General features: G+C 44.6%; 12 protein-coding genes. 5 read left to right on the top strand and 7 right to left on the bottom strand.

What is annotated here, in order from left to right; genetic code table 11:
- Position 1 precedes the first annotated feature (1 nt).
- Both BW976_RS22170 and BW976_RS22160 read right to left on the bottom strand, forming a co-directional pair.
- A complete protein-coding gene (locus BW976_RS22170; protein WP_076376618.1) occupies positions 2–802 on the bottom strand; it encodes a phosphatidate cytidylyltransferase in 801 nt (266 codons plus the stop codon).
- Positions 803–1,010: 208 nt separating this feature from the next.
- Positions 1,011–1,955 carry a CPBP family intramembrane glutamic endopeptidase gene (locus BW976_RS22160; RefSeq protein WP_175614157.1) on the bottom strand — a complete coding sequence of 315 codons (945 nt, stop codon included), beginning with the start codon at positions 1,953–1,955 and terminating at the stop codon, positions 1,011–1,013.
- Between the two features lie 40 nt (positions 1,956–1,995).
- Between BW976_RS22160 and dusB the strand changes: the two genes are divergently transcribed.
- A complete protein-coding gene (gene dusB / locus BW976_RS22155; RefSeq protein WP_076376612.1) occupies positions 1,996–2,988 on the top strand; it encodes a tRNA dihydrouridine synthase DusB in 993 nt (330 codons plus the stop codon).
- A 46-nt stretch (positions 2,989–3,034) separates the two neighbouring features.
- Positions 3,035–3,421, top strand: coding sequence for a Co2+/Mg2+ efflux protein ApaG (apaG, locus tag BW976_RS22150; RefSeq protein ID WP_076376610.1), 387 nt, complete (start codon positions 3,035–3,037; stop codon positions 3,419–3,421).
- Positions 3,422–3,527: 106 nt separating this feature from the next.
- Here apaG and BW976_RS22145 read toward each other — a convergent pair whose 3' ends face one another.
- Complete coding sequence (locus tag BW976_RS22145) at positions 3,528–4,547, bottom strand: YXWGXW repeat-containing protein (RefSeq protein WP_084192305.1); 1,020 nt, start codon at positions 4,545–4,547, stop codon at positions 3,528–3,530.
- Between the two features lie 280 nt (positions 4,548–4,827).
- Between BW976_RS22145 and BW976_RS22140 the strand changes: the two genes are divergently transcribed.
- Positions 4,828–6,504: a GMC oxidoreductase gene (locus tag BW976_RS22140; RefSeq protein WP_076376606.1), complete on the top strand. Its 1,677-nt coding sequence runs from the start codon at positions 4,828–4,830 to the stop codon at positions 6,502–6,504.
- 263 nt (positions 6,505–6,767) lie between these two features.
- On the opposite strand, the gene BW976_RS22135 is transcribed toward BW976_RS22140, so the two are convergent.
- Positions 6,768–7,496, bottom strand: a complete 729-nt coding sequence (locus BW976_RS22135) for a zinc metallopeptidase (RefSeq protein WP_076376604.1) — start codon at positions 7,494–7,496, stop codon at positions 6,768–6,770.
- Positions 7,497–7,700: 204 nt separating this feature from the next.
- Between BW976_RS22135 and BW976_RS22130 the strand changes: the two genes are divergently transcribed.
- Complete coding sequence (locus BW976_RS22130) at positions 7,701–8,840, top strand: NAD(P)/FAD-dependent oxidoreductase (protein ID WP_076376602.1); 1,140 nt, start codon at positions 7,701–7,703, stop codon at positions 8,838–8,840.
- A 392-nt stretch (positions 8,841–9,232) separates the two neighbouring features.
- On the opposite strand, the gene BW976_RS22120 is transcribed toward BW976_RS22130, so the two are convergent.
- Complete coding sequence (locus tag BW976_RS22120; RefSeq protein ID WP_076376598.1) at positions 9,233–9,625, bottom strand: winged helix-turn-helix transcriptional regulator; 393 nt, start codon at positions 9,623–9,625, stop codon at positions 9,233–9,235.
- Positions 9,626–9,715: 90 nt separating this feature from the next.
- Here BW976_RS22120 and BW976_RS22115 point away from each other — a divergent pair, with 90 nt between their 5' ends.
- Entirely contained in the window at positions 9,716–10,456 is a 741-nt protein-coding gene (locus tag BW976_RS22115; protein WP_076376596.1) for an SDR family NAD(P)-dependent oxidoreductase, read from the top strand.
- A 58-nt stretch (positions 10,457–10,514) separates the two neighbouring features.
- Here BW976_RS22115 and BW976_RS22110 read toward each other — a convergent pair whose 3' ends face one another.
- Entirely contained in the window at positions 10,515–11,876 is a 1,362-nt protein-coding gene (locus BW976_RS22110; protein ID WP_455429727.1) for a UDP-N-acetylmuramoyl-tripeptide--D-alanyl-D-alanine ligase, read from the bottom strand.
- Between the two features lie 127 nt (positions 11,877–12,003).
- Positions 12,004–14,160 (bottom strand): DNA helicase RecQ, encoded by a 2,157-nt coding sequence (recQ, locus tag BW976_RS22105; protein ID WP_076376592.1) that lies wholly within the window; start codon positions 14,158–14,160, stop codon positions 12,004–12,006.
- Positions 14,161–14,188: the final 28 nt, after the last annotated feature.

Here is a 14,188-nt window from a genome sequence, read left to right as displayed (position 1 = left end):
ACTAATTTGAAATGAAGTACAGGTATGTGTAAACAATTGGGGCGGCTAATAAAAGTCCGTCGAACCTGTCGAGTAAGCCGCCGTGGCCAGGCAATATTCCACCGCTGTCCTTCACGTTGATACTTCGTTTAAACATGGACTCTACCAGGTCGCCCATGGTGCCGAAGCATGATATTAAAACGGCTATGCTTACCCATTGTTTCCAGGAAAGCTCCACATAAAAATGGCTCATGATTAATGCTGCTACCGCACTGATCACCACACCGCCAAAAAATCCCTCCCAGGTTTTCTTAGGCGAGTGTCGCTCAAACAGCTTGGTACGGCCAAACGCGCGACCGGCCAAATAGGCTCCGGTATCGTTGCTCCACAACATGATCAAAAAGCCCATGGGGATATGGAAATTAAAACTCCCCTTCATAAAAGCCATGGCATGGAAAAACAAAAATGGGACAACCGCCAAAAGGATCCCCAAAAAGGTAAAACCCAAATTAGGGAATGGCGCCGGTGATTTTTTATATAACTCCTGTATATATACCGCACTTAAGGTTGCCGGCAACAAAAAGATAAACTTCCAGGCCGGAAAATAGCACTGGGCTGCAAAAAACAGGAATACCAGGAAACCATTGATGAGACCGCTTTCGCGGCTGGGCTTAAAACCACCTTCGCGCACCAGTTTGTAAAACTCAAACAGGCAAAACGAGGTAAGAATAAGGTAAAACGCACTGAATACATAAGAGCCCAACAAAACGGAGCCCAGCATTACAATAACAAAAAAGAAGCCGGTAATGGCGCGTACTTTCATAAACTAATTTGGTTGAGGATCATGATCTCAATGGCTTTGCTAAAATCCTTCTGGTGAATGTATACTTCAATATTGCCAAAGGCCTTATGTGATGAATCTTGCTTGTTGATTAAAACCGTATCAATATGGTGGCCCGTAAGTACTTGCTTAACAATTTCTGATTGATAAAAATTGGATGAAGTAAAAATTTTGATCCAGCCTTTTTCCATTAAAAATCAAACATGGGCTTTTTGAGCGCTATATTCCTGTATATGTAAAGCAAAATTAAAATAAATATTAAGCTAAATGCATAGGCGCCATAATTAAATACATGCTGATCATCAGGATTAAGGCTGATACTTTTATGCTGGTACAGGTAAGTAATGACCACAGCTGATGCGTTGTTTAAAAAATGCGCCCAAACACTTGTCCATATACTGCCGCTCCAGGCTACAAAATAACCAAAGAAAACCCCCAACGCAACACGTGGTAAAAACGAAAAGAATTCTAAATGAAAGGCACTGAAGGCGATGGCGGTGATCCAGATGGCGGCATGCGTGTTCCCGGTCCATTTAATAAATATGGTTTGGATGCATCCACGGAATAAAAACTCTTCGGCAATGGCGGTTAATAGGCCAACAGTCAGTATAGCAAAAAAGAGGTCGCCGATGTTTTTCATGCTCAACATGGCTTCGGTAGCTTTTTGGGCCTGCTGCTCCATGGCGCGCATCAGATCTTCTAACCCTTTAAGCGGAGCCGGTAAGGTTAATTTTTGATTGATGTTGGTCAATACCTCCATAATTGCCGGCGAAAACAGCATAATAAAGAATATTAGTGCAAATAAAACCGGAGGAAAATGAAGGCTTGGTTTTAGATAGGATTGCGTATCGCGAACAAGAAAGCGTGCAAAAAGTACAGGAATGACAAATAAGGGGATGGTCATACTTGAAATCTGTAGTATCCAAAGCCCGCTTTTGAGGTTCGGGTTTGCAATATTAAAAGTACCTACATCGGTCCAGGTTTGTGCCCCATAAAGCAGCGTAATGATCCCTTTGGCTATGAGCAAACCGATGATAGGGACAAAAAACAAGAAAAACAGAATGACCATGAGTTGCAGTATCGGATGTATATCAGTTTGATAAGGTTTTATATCCTTAATGGGGTCTTTTATCATTTGGTGTAAAATTCGTATTTTTGCAAGGTTAAAGATAAGCATGTCTGTACAAATAGGAAATATTGATTTAGGTGAGTTCCCGCTGTTGCTGGCGCCGATGGAAGATGTGAGTGATCCTCCCTTCCGTTACGTGTGCAAACAAAACGGCGCGGATATGATGTATACGGAGTTTATCTCGTCTGAAGGGTTGATTCGTGATGCAGCCAAGAGTCGTCAAAAACTGGATATATTTGAGTATGAACGCCCAATAGGCATCCAGATATTTGGCAGTGATATTGACCACATGCGTGAGGCTACTGAGATTGCTTCGCTTGCGGGGCCCGATCTGATGGATATTAATTATGGCTGTCCGGTAAAACAGGTGGCCTGCCGTGGTGCCGGTGCCAGTTTATTACAGGATATTGACAAAATGGTAGCCATGACCAAGGCTGTGGTTGAAGCCACGCATCTGCCCGTGACCGTAAAAACGCGCCTGGGTTGGGATGATAATACCAAAAACGTATATGAGGTTGCCGAACGACTGCAGGATGTGGGGATAAAAGCCCTTACTATTCATGGCCGTACAAGGGCACAGATGTATAAAGGGGTGGCCGATTGGGCCTTGATACGCGATATCAAGAAAAACCCCCGCATTAAGATCCCGATATTTGGAAATGGCGATATCGATTCGCCAGAGAAAGCCGCTAACTGGCGCATGGAATTTGGTGTTGATGGTATGATGATAGGGCGTGCCGCTATTGGTTATCCCTGGATTTTTCGCGAGATCAAGCATTTCTTTGCGACCGGCGAGCACCTGGATAAGCCAACCATTACCGAGCGTATTGCGGCCTGTACTACTCATTTACAAAAATCAATTGAGTGGAAAGGGCCTAAAACAGGCGTTTTTGAGATGCGCAGACACTACTCCAACTACTTTAAAGGCATCGAAAACTTTAAAGAATATCGAATGAAACTGGTAACCGCCGGTACTTTAGAGGAGCTCTACGAAATTTTAGCAGAAATTGACGAAAAATATGCTGTTGAGATGGCGTAATATTTGTTTAGATGTTTATATTTGGAACTAAACAGAATTAATTCACATGGTTACCACTATTACTGAGGGTGTTAAGGTTTCCATCGAAACCGTATATCAGCCCGAATATTCAAATCCGGCTAATGACCATTTTATGTTTGCCTACAAGGTGAATATCGAAAATATGAGTAACTATGCCATACAGCTCATCAGCAGGCATTGGTATATTTTTGATTCAAACGGCGCAAAACGTGAAGTGGAAGGCGAAGGTGTAGTGGGTCAGCAACCCGTTATTGAGCCAGGTCATGCCCACGAATATGTGTCGGGCTGTAATCTCAAAACCGATATGGGCAGCATGAAAGGCGAGTACCAGATGAACCGCCTGATGGATAATACTTCCTTTAATGTGCAAATACCGGAATTTTATTTGATCGCTCCCTACAGGATGAATTAGGTTTCGTAATCAAGAGATTAGAATCAAGAATTAAGACATAAAAAAGCCCGGTTGATTAATCAACCGGGCTTTTGCGTATATATAGTATTGAAGTTTGGGGAAACGCTTATCGATGCTTTTCGTGCTCCTGCGGTTTGGGGTTGTTGTGTGGCCTTCCTGGTGCGGGGTGCCTCACTAATTGCCTTGGTGCACGGGCCATGTTATTATGTTGTTGATTTTGACCCGGCTGACCATTAGGATTATTAACCGCCTGATGCTGATGAGGGGCTCTTGGAGCCTGGTCGCCAGGCGATGCATTTTTATTGGCATTATCGGGATTGGCATGATTATCAGCAGCGTTGTTAGCTTGCGGACGATTGTTTCTGTCGACATTGTTATTTGTTCCATCGGGATTTGAAGCCCTGGCCTTACGGCCTTCTGTATTAAAACGATTACCGTCCACCTTATTCATGGCTGCTGTAGCAGGGCGTCCGTTATTAGCTGACGCAAATTGATTATGATCCTTACCGGCTACCTGCTGATGGTTCATCTGGTCATTAGTAGGTTGTACATGTTGTTCGCGTTCGGCAGCACGTTCATCGGGCCGTGGGGTAGCGCTTACGCCCCCTGGTCCATTAAAGCTGGTGTGATTGTTATTTACAGTTACGTTGTTATTGATAACTGTCTTATTAATATAAGTATTATGTACCACAGTATTGTTTACATTAACCACGGCAGTATTATACTGAAAGGAATTGCCTGCCCATCTGCCGCCCACATAACCGGCGCCACCATAGCCGTAACCATAGTTTACGCCGCCATAAAAACCAATATGCCTGCCCCAATAACCCTGGTGGAAAGCGTAAATGGAGCCGTCATAACCCCAATAACCGGGTGTCCATAAAAAACCAACACGGGGAGGGGCTATCCAAACACCCGGCACCCAGTAATATCCGCCATCTGCGGCGTATGCCCAGTAACCCGGGGTCCATAAATAGCCGTCAACGGGGCATGCTGGTTGTGTGTAAACCGGCAGAGCAGGAGGAGCTATCCGTACCGATACGCCTATACTTATCTGAGCGTAGGTTTTAACAGTAGCTAATGAGGTAACCAAAAGCACCATTAATATTCTAAATGTCTTTTTCATGTCAATAAATTTTAATCAAACCTATCGGGGTAACATGAATATTACATTAAGATTTGCCAAAGGGCTAATCCCTCTTCATCAAAGCTTCATGAAAGTATAAGTTATTGATAAATAAGCAGGTATGCTGTGGCGCGTTTAGCTAAGCAGTAGTCAGACTTGTGAAATTTTCTAAATTTCGTAAGCTTTTAAATATATGTCTTAAATACATGTAACATGCAAAAGATACAAACCGTATTTTTATTTTAGCAAAAAGACCAGTTAAAACTATCATCAACTGTTTATGGACAATTATCATTATGATGCCATTGTTGTAGGCTCCGGAATTTCAGGGGGATGGGCGGCAAAAGAGCTCAGTGAACAGGGTTTAAAAGTACTGATGTTGGAGCGGGGACAAAATATTGAGCATATAAAAGGATATACCAATGCTACTAAAGCTCCATGGGAATTGCCGCACCGGGATGTTCCTCCGCAATCAAAAGTAAAAGATTATCCTGTACAGGATAAAGCTCATGGGCTTATTGAAGCCAATATAGATTATTGGGTAAATGAACGGGAAAATCCATACACCCAGGTTAAGCCCTATAATTGGAGAAGGGGGTACCACGTAGGCGGGCGCTCATTGATGTGGGGTAGGCAAAGTTACCGCTGGAGCGATTTTGATTTTGAAGCCAATGTCAAAGAGGGCATAGCTATCGACTGGCCGGTTCGCTACAAAGATATAGCGCCCTGGTATGATCATGTGGAACGTTTTGCCGGTATCAGTGGTTCTATCGAAAGGTTGCCACACTTGCCTGATGGGCAGTTTCAGCCGGCTATGGAGCTGAATTGTGTAGAAAAGGAAGTATCAGCCCGTATAAAAAAACAATACGGAGGGCAGCGCCATATGATCATTGGCCGTACAGCCAATATTACCAAACCTTTACCCGGGCGTACCAACTGTCAGTACCGCAATAAGTGCGCGCTGGGTTGTCCATTTGGCGGATATTTCAGCACACAATCATCCACACTGCCTGCGGCAATGGCCACCGGAAATCTTACAGTTCGTCCATGGTCGATAGTTACCCGGGTATTATACAATAAGGATACTCAAAAAGCTACCGGCGTAGAAGTGTTGGATGCAGAAAATAATAAAACGTATACCTATACCGCGAAGATCATTTTTTTAAATGCCTCCACCTTTAATAGTGCCTGGATATTGATGAACTCCGCAACGGATATCTGGCCCGATGGTTTGGGCAGCAGCAGTGGCGAGTTGGGTCATAATGTGATGGATCACCACGTAGGTGGGGCGGCCAGTGGTTTGATGGAGGGCTATGAGGATAAATACTATTTTGGCCGAAGGGCCAATGGTATATACATACCACGTTACCGCAACTTGTTTGGCGATAAACGCGATTATCTGCGCGGATTTGGTTACCAGGGTTCGGCAGGTCGCGAAGGATGGAGCCGGGAAATTGCAGAATTGAGCATTGGTGCTGATTTTAAGGACGCGCTGACAGAGCCCGGAAGCTGGACGATGTCTATGGCAAGCTTTGGTGAAGTATTGCCTTATCATGAAAACAAACTGAGTCTTAATAAACAGGTTAAAGATAAATGGGGACTCAATACTTTATCTGTCGACATAGAGCTGAAGGAAAACGAACGCCAGATGGAAGTCGATTCGATCAATGATGCCGTAGAAATGTTTGAAAAAGCCGGCCTTAAAAATGTAAAAGGTTTTATAGCTCGCAAAAATATAGGCGCTATACATGAAATGGGCGCGGCACGTATGGGGAACGATCCTAAAACATCGGTACTTAATAAATGGAACCAGGTTTGGGATGCTAAAAACGTGTTTGTTACCGATGGATCATTCATGGTATCCTCATCCTGCGTAAACCCGTCACTTTCCTACATGGCCTTTACCGCAAGGGCGGCTCATTTTGCTGTAAACGAGTTAAAGTTGGGGAATTTGTAAATTCCACTCAATTTGTCATTTCAAACGAAGAGAGAAATCTTTTGCATTTGGTATATCCCTCGTAAAAGATCTCTCCTCGTACCTCGTTCGAGATGACAATTTTTTTCTGTTACGTTTTGTCATTCTGAGCGATAGCGAAGAATCTATTTTATAGCATGCACAGTTCACGAATAGATCCTTCGTTCCTCAGGATGACAAGTTTATAATGAATTGGCTACACAGGAGCTCTTATTTCTTGCCTCTCACCTCTTACTTCTCTTTCCTCAATTTCTCCTGTTAAACAAAAACGAGGCGTAATAAACCAGCGTAGCCAGTGCGCTCAATGCGGCAACCACATAGGTCATGGCTGCCCACCAAAGGGCATCCTTGGCCTGCTCATGTTCTTGCGCGGTTTGCATAATGCTGTAATTATTATCGAGCCAGGCCAATGCCCGTCTGCTGGCATCAAATTCAACCGGCAGGGTTATGAAACTAAAAAAGGTAACCAGCGCCAACGCGGCAACGCCTATCGCCAATACATATGGGCTATGGGCGAAAAAAAGCAGCATAATGCCAATAAACAAGGTCCACTGAGTTAGGGTTGAGGCTACATTGATAATGGGTACCATAGCCGAGCGGAAACTTAACCAGCTATAAGCCTGGGCATGTTGAACGGCGTGCCCGCACTCATGGGCGGCAACAGCGGCTGCGGCAATACTTCGACCATAAAAAACGTCCTGGCTTAAATTCACCGTTTTGGTTTCGGGATTATAATGATCGGTGAGCTGTCCTTCAACAGATATTACCTGTACATCAAATATGCCATGGGCGCGCAGCATTTTTACCGCTACCTCTTGGCCCGACAGACCAGAGAGTAACGCGACCTCTGAATACTGTTTAAATTTGCTTCTAAACCGCCACTGTACAATAAAGCTTATCAGGGCGATGGCGATCATCAGGAACCAAGCCGAATTGTAGCCGATATATCCAATAATTAATGATAAATGATTCATTTTTTAATTCAAAAGTTAAAATTCAAAATTCAAAATCCCGAAACGTTCCTGAACTTCTTAAAGAATCAACGCTTCAGAAAAATAAAAAGGCTCATAGCATGATATTCAAAAAGTATTCCGAACAAGTGCAACAAGGCATCAAAAAATCAAAATACATTTAAGGAAGGATCTTTTTGAATTTTGAATTTTTACTTTTGACTTAATTTGGAACCTTCATTTTCATACTGGGAGCGCACCGCGTTTATTGATCAGGCTGATGTGATCATCATTGGCAGTGGCCTGGTTGGCCTGAGCGCCGCGCTGCATTTAAAAAAACAGCAGCCCAATTTAAAAGTGCTGGTTCTGGAGCGTGGCTTTTTACCATCAGGAGCCAGTACTAAAAACGCTGGTTTTGCCTGTTTTGGTACAATTTCCGAGCAAATTTCTGTTATCAATCAATCGTCGGAGGCGGAAGCCATGCGTTTGGTGGACTATAAATGGCGTGGGCTTCAGCGTTTACGGGAAAACCTGGGCGATGCTCATATGGATTATTATCAGCATGGCGGTCATGAACTTTTTATGAGCCATGAAAAAGATATCGCCCAAAGCTGTATAGAGCAGATTGGTCATCTGAATAAATTATTACAACAAGCTATTGGCCAACCTGACATTTATGCAGTGGCCGATGCTAAAATTGCAGATTTTGGCTTCGGCAATGTTAGTCACGTCATATACAACCCTTTTGAGGGCCAACTACATACCGGTAAAATGATGCGTACCCTATTAGATAAGGTATATAGCTTAGGCGTGCTGGTATTAAACAATTGTGAAATAATAGCTATCGATCATGAAGACAAGCATATCAGGCTCACTACTACGCAGGGGAGTTTTAAGGCAGGTAAAGTAATCCTGGCTACCAACGCTTTTGCCGGTCAGTTGTACCCTGAGCTTAACGTAATACCAGGTAGGGGGCAGGTGCTGATTACCAAGCCCGTGCCCGGCTTAAAGCTAAAAGGCACTTACCACTTTAATGAGGGTTATTATTACTTCCGCAATATTGATAACCGGATATTATTTGGAGGTGGCCGTAACCTGGATTATAAAGCCGAAGAAACCTGGGATTTTGGGCATACCGATACCGTAAAGGAAAAACTGATCAGCTATCTGCATAAAGTGATACTGCCTAATCAGGATGTTGAAATTGATTATTGGTGGAGCGGGATCATGGGTTTTGGCGAAGAAATTACCCCAATAGTAAAGCAAATACAACCCAATGTGTTTTGCGCAGTACGGTGCAATGGTATGGGTGTGGCCATGGGTAGTTTGGTTGGGGAAGAAGTAGCGGAATTAACTTTGAGAGAATAAGCCATTTCACCCGTGCGTCATTGCGAGGCATGAAGCAATCTCTAAGCTGTACAGAGTCGATTTGTTTCGCGTATACCCGCTCTTGGCCGCGGGAGGCCTTTACTTTTGTCGCCACAAACCAAAAAGGCTTCAGCAGAAATGCTTCTTTGCGCACATGGCCTTTGCCAGGCAAATCAAACAGAACCACGGACTGCAATTATTTGCCCTGCTTCACTCATTCAATACCCCCTGCTTCAGCAAAACCTGCTATGTCCCTGCCGCCAAGCCATCATTGCTCTGCCCGCTTTTACCCGAAGCTTATATGCTGACGGGGAAGAAAAAAGGCCGTCGCCATACATCTACGGAGTATCTCTGAACTTATGGCTTTAGATTTAGGACTCAAGACTTAGGACTCACAACTCCTCACTCAAAACTTCCGAATCTGAACTTACAACTCTATTTGGCCGATTAGCATCGCCCCATTGAGATAAGCAGCAAAGCACAGGTTTCAGGCTCAGGCCTAATTCGGTTAAGCGGTATTCAACTTTTGGTGGTACTTCGGGATAAACCTGTCTGCTGATGAGCATATCCTGCTCCAGCTCGCGCAGTTGTAATATCAGTATCCGCTCAGAAACATTAGGCATCGAGTTTTTAAGCTGACTATAGCGCATACAACCCTGCAATAATAATCGCCATAGAATTTGAGGTTTCCAACGACCGCCTATCAGGTCGAGCGTATAGGAGGTGCCGCAACTTGCAAGAATCAGCTTTTCATTTTCCAGGTTAGTGGAGGTTTCTTTTCTCATACTTACATTGATGTTAGTACTATACAAATTTATCAGTATATACAAACGTATGGGTTATGGTTTAGTTTTGCAACAACATAAAATACAGCAATGCAAAAATTAAAAAATAAAATAGCTCTGGTTACCGGTGGCAGCCGGGGTATGGGCGCAGCAATAGTAAAACAATTAGCTCAGGACGGCGCCACCGTGGTTTTTACTTATGTAAACGGAAAAGAAAAAGCACAGAGCCTTGTAAATGAATTAACCGGCGAAGGATTAAATGTATCGGCTGTTAAAGCAGATAATGCGGTGGAGGGTGAAATAACCTCGGCTTTAACACAAACGGTTGAAAAGTTTGGCAAGCTCGATATTCTGGTCAACAATGCCGGGATTTATGCTGGCAAGCCGATGGAAGAACATACACTGCAAGATTACAATCTAACGATGGATGTGAATGTGAAAGCGATTTTTGAGGCTGCCATTTTCGCGGCGCAAAAGCTGGAAAAGGCGGGCAGGTTTATTACGATAGGCAGTAATATGGCCGATAGAGTTGTTGCTGCGCAGGGAACGCTGTATTCGATGAGCAAATCGGCATTGAGTGGTCTTACCCGTGGCCTGGCCCGCGACCTTGGACCGAAAGGTATTACAGTGAACCTGGTACAACCCGGACCTGTAAATACCGACATGAACCCGGCTGATGGCAGCCACGCCGATCATTTGCGCAGCTTAATGGCTATACCACAATACGGTGATCCGCAGCAGATAGCAGAGGTGGTAACCTACCTGGCTAGTCCATCGGCAAGCTACACCACTGGCTCTATTATTACTATTGATGGCGGGTTTAATTGTTAAGCCCCAAGTCTGGGGTCTTAACTCCTGAGTCCGAAATAGTCTTAAGACTTTTCGGACTTCAAAACAACTCCACCAATCTTTCCAAAGCCATCCCTCGTGAACCCTTGATCAGGATGGTGGAGTTTTTTATAGGATTTTTTTTCAGCCCGGCAATGGCATCTTCTGCGGTAAGATAGAAATGGTCGATGGCAGATGGCTGATGGTTCATGGACTTAGCCGCTGCAGGAAAATCCTTCCCAATAAATATCCGTTCATCAACGGGGGTATCCAACGCTTTCTGAATAACAATAAGGTGTTCGGCCGGCGATTCATCACCCAGCTCAAACATATCGCCCAGAATAAGCACTTTACGCTTAGCATCTATCTTGCCAATGTTTTCAATAGCTACCATCATACTGCTGGGGTTGGCGTTATAGTAATCGCAAATGAGCGTATTGGTGGCCGTTTGTACAATTTGCGAGCGGTTGTTTTTGGGTTGATAACCCTCAATACCGGCGTTTATTTCTTTGGCACTCAACTTAAAATAAGTACCAATGCTGATAGCCGCTAAAATATTGTTCAGATTATAGGCCCCGGTGAGTTGGGTTTTAACTGTATATGTTTGGCCGGTTGTGTTGTTGGTCCATTGAATAGTAAGCAAAGGAGCATTCTCGATGATCTCGCCGCTGATCAGGTTATCAATGTCTTGTGTGCCATAATAAACAACATGGTGTAAATGCCTGGCATCAGCCATTTCCATTAACACAGCATCGTCGCTGTTGATAAAAGCAATGCGATCTTGCTTTTCAAAAGCTCCCCCTTTAGGGGGCTGGGGGGCTAAGAAATCATACAATTCCCCTTTTCCCTTTTTAACACCTTCAACGCCACCAAAACCTTCCAGGTGTGCCTTACCCACATTAGTGATCATTCCGTGCGATGGCTGCGCGATGCTGCAAAGCAGTTCGATTTCTTTCTGGTGATTGGCGCCCATTTCAATTACTGCTGCCTCATGCGTGGCATCAATAGTTAATATAGTAAGTGGTACACCGATATGGTTGTTCAGGTTGCCCTGTGTGGCCTGGGTTTTAAAATGCTGGGATAGTACCGCGTTGATGAGTTCTTTGGTAGTGGTTTTACCATTGGTGCCGGTTAACCCAACAACAGGTATTTGTAATTGCCTGCGATGATGACGAGCCAAATCTTGCAAGGTGGTTAATACATCGTCAACCAATAAATACCGTTCACCTAACTGATACTCCGGATTATCTATAATAGCATAAGCCGCGCCGGCCTCTATTGCTTGCTTAGCAAAGGTGTTGGCATCAAATTTATCGCCTTTCAGGGCAAAGAATAAACTACCGCTGCCAATTTTCCGGGTATCGGTACTGATCACAGAATGCTGCAGGTATAGCTGGTAAAGTTGTTCGGTAGTGGTCATCATATTTTAGTATCAAGTAGCGAGTATCAAGTATCAAGACTTTTCTTAAATGTTGAGACTTATTAAAACGCCTTAAAATTATGCATTTTTTTGTCTTGATACTTGATACTCCCTACTTGATACCAATGTACTAACTTTTGTTCATCCAGCTTATCACGGCTTTAATTTCGCCGTAGGTGTAGGCATCGCCTAAAATTTCTTTCAGGGGCGCCAAACGTTCGGCACCGTAGTTTTCTACAGCCTCTATAATTACGGGCAGCTTGGTTTCGGGAACCAGTTCTTTAACATCCAGGTCGCCGGTTTGTACAAAATGACTTAAATGGCTTTCAATAGTTACCTGCGACAAGCCACGGGCAGCCGCTATTTCTATAGCGCTTTTCCCTTGACGGTATAAGTTAAAAGTTTCGGTACGGGTGTCTGTTCCGCTGCGCGGAGCTCGCGCCGGGCGTTCTGTTTTGGCTTTGCGCTCCCGCTTGGGCGATTTATAGGCAATTTTTGATTCCAGTCCTTTGGCTTTACAATAGTCCTTAACCGGTTGTAAAAGCTCCCGGCCGTAACGGGCCAGTTTAACATCGCCAAAACCGGATATCAACCTTAACTCATCTAAATTTTGTGGTAGGTAAGTAGCCATTTCGAGCAGGGTGGCGTCGGATACAATGATATATGCCGGCACGTTTTCCAGCTCGGCAATATCGCGACGGGTGTTTTTTAAGCGGCTCAGTAATTCGGCCTCATGTGGCGGTGCTGCTTCGGTATGGTGCTCTTCGGTGGTTTGGGTTTCAATAAATTCAACCTTTTGTATGCCCTTGAGCACCAGCGAGCTTTGATTGGTTAGTTTCAATACCGGGTAGCCATCGCCAGTCACCAGCAGATAGTCTAGGGTAACGAGCTCCCGGATATAACGCTGCCAGTCTACCTTGCTGATATCGGCGCCAATGCCGTAAGTTTTGAGCTGCTTATGTTCCTCGCGGATTTTTTCGTTCTTTGAGCCCCGTAAAAAGTCGATCACATAGTTAACCCCAAACCGTTCATTTAACCTCGATACGGCTGACAATGCCTTTTGAGCGATCAACGTACCATCAAAACGTTTAAACTCAGTTAAACAAACATCGCAGGAACCGCAGTTTGGAGGGAAAGCCTCATCAAAATAGTTCATTAAGTATTGTCTGCGGCAGGACTGCAGCTGGCAATACTTCACCATATCGTTCAGCTTGTTGAGCATAATGCGACTTTGTTCTTCGTTACCTTCAATGCGGGCGAAGTGTTGCAATTTACCGGCATCACCCGGCGAATAAAGCAGCAGCGCTTCCGAGGCCAAACCATCCCTGCCGGCGCGACCAGTTTCCTGGTAATAGCCTTCTATGTTCTTAGGCAAATCTACGTGCACCACGTAGCGTACGTTTGATTTATTGATACCCATGCCAAAGGCAATGGTGGCTACAATGATCTTAACATCATCGCGCAGAAAAGCTTCCTGGTTTTTGGCTTTAACTTCGTTGTTGAGGCCAGCGTGATAAGCTTCGGCGGCAAAGCCTTCGTCTTTAAGGTCGGCCGCGAGGTCTTCGGTTGATTTGCGCGAAAGACAATAAATGATACCCGATTCATCCGGGCGCTCCTTTAAAAAACTGATGAGCTGTTTAAAACTGCTCTTTTTGGGAATAACCCTGTAAGTGATATTGGCCCGGTTAAATGAGGATACAAACACCGCCGGCCGGTGCAGATTCAGCTTTTCCAGAATGTCCTTTTGGGTAAGCTTATCGGCTGTAGCAGTCAAGGCAATGACCGGCACGTTCGGGAATTCGTTTTTTAGCTGCGCCAGCATCAGGTATTCTGGCCTGAAATCGTGCCCCCACTGCGATATGCAATGTGCCTCGTCAATAGCTATCTGTACTACGTTGAGCGTTTTTAAAAAAGGTACCAGCTTATTTTCCTGGCCAAACAAACGCTCCGGTGCTAGGTATAACAATTTGACCTGGTTGTGTTTTAGTTTTTCGACCAAGTGGCGCTGTTCTTCAGGTGTTTGCGCCGAGTTCAAAAACGCCGCCGGGATACCGCTTACATTCAGACTGTCGACCTGGTCTTTCATCAAAGCGATCAGGGGTGATATCACAATGGTGAGCCCGTTGAGCAATACCGCGGGCAGCTGATAGCACAATGATTTGCCGCCACCGGTAGGCATCAGCGCCATCACATCTTGCTTGTTTAAAACATGCTGTATAATAGCCTCTTGCTGGTGCCTGAATTTGCTGTAACCGAAATATTTTTGAAGGGCCTCTTGAGGGGTCATATTCTTTAGATGTGCAGATTTCAGATGT

Source organism: Mucilaginibacter lappiensis (genome assembly GCF_900155965.1).
Taxonomy (GTDB): Bacteria; Bacteroidota; Bacteroidia; order Sphingobacteriales; family Sphingobacteriaceae; genus Mucilaginibacter; species Mucilaginibacter lappiensis.
This window is presented reverse-complemented; position numbering and strand designations above follow the sequence as displayed.

Coding starts and splice junctions, on each gene's coding strand:
- BW976_RS22170 (WP_076376618.1), bottom strand. CDS start 802: ATGAAAGTACGCGCCATTACCGGCTTCTTTTTTGTTATTGTAATGCTG.
- BW976_RS22160 (WP_175614157.1), bottom strand. CDS start 1,955: ATGATAAAAGACCCCATTAAGGATATAAAACCTTATCAAACTGATATA.
- dusB (WP_076376612.1), top strand. CDS start 1,996: ATGTCTGTACAAATAGGAAATATTGATTTAGGTGAGTTCCCGCTGTTG.
- apaG (WP_076376610.1), top strand. CDS start 3,035: ATGGTTACCACTATTACTGAGGGTGTTAAGGTTTCCATCGAAACCGTA.
- BW976_RS22145 (WP_084192305.1), bottom strand. CDS start 4,547: ATGAAAAAGACATTTAGAATATTAATGGTGCTTTTGGTTACCTCATTA.
- BW976_RS22140 (WP_076376606.1), top strand. CDS start 4,828: ATGGACAATTATCATTATGATGCCATTGTTGTAGGCTCCGGAATTTCA.
- BW976_RS22135 (WP_076376604.1), bottom strand. CDS start 7,496: ATGAATCATTTATCATTAATTATTGGATATATCGGCTACAATTCGGCT.
- BW976_RS22120 (WP_076376598.1), bottom strand. CDS start 9,625: ATGAGAAAAGAAACCTCCACTAACCTGGAAAATGAAAAGCTGATTCTT.
- BW976_RS22115 (WP_076376596.1), top strand. CDS start 9,716: ATGCAAAAATTAAAAAATAAAATAGCTCTGGTTACCGGTGGCAGCCGG.
- BW976_RS22110 (WP_455429727.1), bottom strand. CDS start 11,876: ATGATGACCACTACCGAACAACTTTACCAGCTATACCTGCAGCATTCT.
- recQ (WP_076376592.1), bottom strand. CDS start 14,160: ATGACCCCTCAAGAGGCCCTTCAAAAATATTTCGGTTACAGCAAATTC.